The following is a 4,809-nucleotide window of genomic DNA, read 5'->3' on the forward strand; positions in this document are numbered from 1 at the left end:
CATTATTGCCTCCTTATGTAATGTTACTTTTTTAAATATAAACTTAAGTTTGGTTTTTGTCAATAACAATTGGTTTAATGTTATTGCTTTGAAAAGCAGAAGTAGTAAAAATACCGCAGCACATTTCTTGCATATCACAATTTTTACATATAGGTAAATAATCATTTTTCCAATTAGAAATTGATTTTCTTGAGAAACGCCAAATGTCTTTTGGGAGAAGACATAAAGGAATGTTGTATATTGAAACATTTATATCTCTTCTTTCTAGCTCTAAAACTGCACTTTTCAAATAATCTTTGTAGTCAACAGGATCTATCCATACCTCATTTAAGTTTTTTTCAGCATAACCTGTCATCTCAAGACCCATAAAAGCAACATGTGTTACAAAAGGAAAGTTTCTGTAAACAAAAATTGCGAAAGATAAGAGTCTTTGATAATTAAGCTTGCTAATAACAAACCTTATTTCTATATTTTTGTAAAATTTAGCAATATTTTGAATACCTTTAACAGTATTATAAAAACTTCCTTTCAATCGTGTAATTCTATCATGCAATATATATGTATCCGCATATAAGCTTATACAGATTAAAAGATTTTTAGCTTTAATACTACATACTTGTTTAGTAAATTCAAAGTTACTGAATTGAGTTCCATTGGTAAGTATAGTAATATTGCTTTCAGGAAAAGTATCAGCGCATTTTTTCAAAAAACCAATAAATCTATCTCCTAATATTGTCGGCTCTCCACCAGTTATACATAAATTATTTGTTTTTTGAGGATCAATAAGATTTAAGATTTTTAAATTAAGCTCAAATAATCCTTGCGGATCTTCATGAGGTGGTTGTGGGCATTGTATACATTTACAATTACATTGATTGGTAAGAAAAAAAACATTATCGTTCGATTCAGTTTCCCAAAGGACATTTATGCTACCGTCAGGATTTAACAATACAACATCATCATCTTTTAAATCGCTGAGCATCCGGTTATCATTGTAATATATATAAGGTATTTTTTTTGGAATATTTAACGCAGGAGGTGAGATGAATATTGCTCCAGAGTAACCATATAAATGGCTACATTTTTCATTGCATAAAATAACATAATTTTTTCTTTTTAAAAAAAAATTATTTTTATGAGTTACTTTTCCGATAATCGTATTATTTATATTATAAGGTGTTCCTTTGTATGATTTCATGTTTAAATCCTAAAATAAATTTCAATATGATATCCATGACCAAAAAACGTTCATTTCTTCTTCTTTGTTGTTTTTTAATTTGTTCAAAATTATATCAAACAACCCCATATGTTTTTTGCAAAAATTACTGGAAGGCCTATGACCTACAATATCTTTTGTTTCAAGATAATTTCTAATTGGGTCTGCTCCACAATATGTCTTATAAACGCAAGTTGCACATCCAGGCATAGCATCAAGACATGATTTTTTCACTATATCAGAAATAACTTCTCCGTTAAAAATGTCTATATACTTATCTTTAAAAACATTACCCATTAAAAAATGTTTATCTCCCATTCTAGCTAACATTCTTGCTTCATCAGCTGGATATATATCTCCATTAAAATCATAAATTACTCCAGCAATACCAGCTCCGGAAGGAGATTGCAAGTCAACAAAGCCAGTTCCAAACGGTGTTAGTATTCTTTTAAGTAATAACGCTGTATAATACTCAATAAATCTTTTTCCTTTGATATTAATTTCTATTATATAATTTAAAGCTTCCTCAAAAGCCGATATAAATTTTTCAATTGGATAACCGATATCGTTAACATATTTTGAGGCTAATCCATAGGGATTTAATGCCCTTAGAAAAATACCATCAAATCCTAATTTGATATATTCATCAATAACAATATTTAACTTATCGATATTGTCTATGGTTGTAGTCATTAAAGCAGATATTCTATTGCGTGTTAGCATTTTTCTTGCCAATTCTAATTTTTCTATAAACAAATCATAGCTACTTTTACCATTGCGTAAGATTCTATTTTTATCATGTAGAAATTTATTACCGTCGAGAGAGGTTGATATCGCTATATTGTGATTATTTATAAAATTTATTTTTTCTTCATCCAATAAAGTTAAATTAGTGCAAATTACAAATTCAAGATTTTTTTTGTATTTTTTATTTAAAACTTCGGCATAGTCAACAGTTGAAACAATTGTGCTCCAGTTTAATAGAGGTTCTCCACCTTGAAATTCAATTTTAATATTTTGAGAGGGTGAATAAAAAATGTAATCAACCACTCTTCTTGCTGTTTCTGGACTCATATCGTATTTATAAGCTTCCTCCACTTCACTAGTAACCTGACAATACCTACATTTATGATTACAACGCAAAGTTATAACCATCATATGAAGAGACGTAAAATTCCTTAAAAAACTTTTTATAGATCTATATTTTGTAGACAATAACTCAATTGAAAGGTCAATATCATTATAATCAGACACTAATTGCCTACTATTTAAATCTTGATAAATGGCGCTTCTTTTGTCCAATTTGTAATTTATTAGATTATCAAAATCAGACGTTTTCAAAAAATAATAATCTCCAGCATCGTTAACAAGTAAAACATGTTCATTATCAAATAATTTAAAATTAAAAGGCATTACTATGTATTTACTCTTATTTTCATTCATTTATACTATCTTTCAAATTTTTAATGGGATTGAACGCCTGCTGAACTATTAAATTTTTTATATTTCCGTATCTTTTCTCTAAATCTAATCTAACTTGTTGATCTAGAACTTCATTACAAAAATCCTTTGCAATTTTTTCTAAATCAACCTTATCATTATCCTTCAATAACTGAAAATAAACGCCTATAGAATAATCATCTGTTGGTTCAATTATTATAGAACAAAGATTTGTAAATTTATAAGCAGCAGCAAAAACAGCTTCCTTTTCATAAAATTGTTTTTTTAATTCAATTAATAATTTATTTTCTTCGATTTGAACAATTATTTCTTTCATGGCTTTTTTCCTAATAAAAGCATTTACTGGTGCTATTCTAACAATCTATTCTACTAGAATCAACCCAACTCCATCAAGAAACAAAATTCATGATATTATTTTAAACATCATCTACAAGTAAATCAAACAATTCTAAGTTATTCTAAAAAATCACTCGCATTGTGCTAAATAATTATTTTTTAAGACTAAACACCTAATTACCCTTTGGGTAGGGCAACAGGAAGCATCTGTTGGTTTGTGAACCATCATATCAAGAAATATTTCAGGCTTGGAATGAATTTTCTTGACTTCAATTTTGTTTATTTGGCACCTGTCTTCAAATTCTATCGTATTTGTCTGCACAAGTTTATTTCCTTCCTGTATAATTGCAGTTAAAAAGTAAACTGCTCCGCTTACCCCTACATATTCAATAAAGACAACAATTGCATCTGGTTTTCCGTCTCCATTTATATCAGCAAATTTATATTTTGATATTTCAAAGTAAACATAATTGCTATTTAATGGCTCTCCTATAAATGCTTTTCCGTTTTTAAAAGTAATTCTTTTGTCTGTATCATAATTTATTACTGGGATTGTGTATGTAAAATTCTTAATTGTGCTTACAGTAATTTTTCCAGAAAAAATTTTAGTTGAATACTTTCGTTTATTGCAAATAGATTTATATATAGCATCAATCGTGGTTTCTGGGAGTATTTGTTTAAAACTAACATATTTGCTCCAATCCTTATTGTAAATAACATTTCCATTTTTGTCATAATCATACTTTGAAATTATTTCATAAGTTTGATTATCGCAATCAATAGATAATGATAAAAGTGTGTAATCGAAATTTTTAAAATTACTCGCCGATAAACCATAAACTTGTTGAATATCATCTTTATCATATTCAATAGTACACTTATTGTTTTGATCATAACCCACACAAGTCCAATCATCAGCTTCTGAATAGGATACATTAAAAAAACCAAATAAAAAGAAAACAAAAATAATCAAACCAACGGATTTATTAAATTTTTTCATAACAACCCCTCTTTATTGTTTATTACAAACAGCTTTGTATAATGCATCTCCTAAAGTATCAGGAACTATTGGAGAATAACTATCGCCCTGATTATCATGACTATTAATAACGTTTCCGTCTGTGTCGTAATCTGCAGATGATATTATTTTATAAGTTTGATTATCGCAATCAATATAGTATAAAACTGTTGTGTGAGAGAAATTATCAAAAGCTTTCACTGGCAAACCATCGCGTACACCTAATTCTATTTCTGTATTTTTAACTTTTTCTCCATACCAGTTAGTCCAAACCTTAAAAACTGAACCATAAACTTGTTGAATATCATCTTTATCATATTCTAAAGTACACTTATTGTTTTTATCGTAATCCAAGCAAACCCATTTTGTATTTTTGCTGTTTGCCGTATTGTTAGAAACCTGAGATGCTGTAGAGTTTGAACCATTTGTAGTGTTGTCTGAAAACGATACTGTTTGGTTTGCAGATTGTGGAGATTTGTGGACTGATTGGCCTATAAGATAACCAATACCAACCGATAATAAAACCAAAATTAAAATCAACAAAAAAGGTGTGTTTTTTTTATTTTTTTCCTCCATAATTACCTCCTAAGGTTGTTAAAGATAAATTATTTAAATCATATACCTACTGCATCTTTATCGGGATATAACTTATTAACTTATCCCTCTGTCAAGTCAATATCTTTACTGCAGTTCCTGCAAATCTTGATAAGCATCTTGCGCGTGTGGCTCATCTCCAACCGACTTAAAAATATTGTAAGCTTTGGTAAAATACTCTCTT

General features: G+C 28.6%; 5 protein-coding genes. All 5 read right to left on the reverse strand.

Annotated elements, in window-relative coordinates; translation table 11 throughout:
* Positions 1–43 precede the first annotated feature (43 nt).
* A complete protein-coding gene (gene hxsC / locus Q0C22_RS04955; protein WP_291492373.1) occupies positions 44–1,198 on the reverse strand; it encodes a His-Xaa-Ser system radical SAM maturase HxsC in 1,155 nt (384 codons plus the stop codon).
* Between the two features lie 21 nt (positions 1,199–1,219).
* The gene (gene hxsB, locus Q0C22_RS04960; RefSeq protein WP_291492375.1) at positions 1,220–2,659 is read right to left on the reverse strand and encodes a His-Xaa-Ser system radical SAM maturase HxsB; all 1,440 of its coding nucleotides are present in this window, start codon (positions 2,657–2,659) and stop codon (positions 1,220–1,222) included.
* Positions 2,652–2,993, reverse strand: a complete 342-nt coding sequence (gene hxsD, locus Q0C22_RS04965; RefSeq protein WP_291492377.1) for a His-Xaa-Ser system protein HxsD — start codon at positions 2,991–2,993, stop codon at positions 2,652–2,654. Before hxsD ends, hxsB begins: the two co-directional genes overlap by 8 nt.
* A 150-nt stretch (positions 2,994–3,143) precedes the next feature.
* On the reverse strand, positions 3,144–4,013 hold the full coding sequence (locus Q0C22_RS04970) for a hypothetical protein (protein ID WP_291492379.1): 870 nt from the start codon (positions 4,011–4,013) through the stop codon (positions 3,144–3,146).
* A gap of 12 nt (positions 4,014–4,025) precedes the next feature.
* A complete protein-coding gene (locus Q0C22_RS04975; protein ID WP_291492381.1) occupies positions 4,026–4,607 on the reverse strand; it encodes a surface-adhesin E family protein in 582 nt (193 codons plus the stop codon).
* Between the last annotated feature and the right edge of the window lie 202 nt (positions 4,608–4,809).

Source organism: Desulfurella sp., assembly GCF_023256235.1.
Lineage (GTDB): Bacteria > Campylobacterota_A > Desulfurellia > Desulfurellales > Desulfurellaceae > Desulfurella.

Excerpts from the sequence above, each read along its gene's own strand:
- hxsC (WP_291492373.1), bottom strand. The coding sequence starts at position 1,198 with ATGAAATCATACAAAGGAACACCTTATAATATAAATAATACGATTATC.
- hxsB (WP_291492375.1), bottom strand. The coding sequence starts at position 2,659 with ATGAATGAAAATAAGAGTAAATACATAGTAATGCCTTTTAATTTTAAA.
- hxsD (WP_291492377.1), bottom strand. The coding sequence starts at position 2,993 with ATGAAAGAAATAATTGTTCAAATCGAAGAAAATAAATTATTAATTGAA.
- Q0C22_RS04970 (WP_291492379.1), bottom strand. The coding sequence starts at position 4,013 with ATGAAAAAATTTAATAAATCCGTTGGTTTGATTATTTTTGTTTTCTTT.
- Q0C22_RS04975 (WP_291492381.1), bottom strand. The coding sequence starts at position 4,607 with ATGGAGGAAAAAAATAAAAAAAACACACCTTTTTTGTTGATTTTAATT.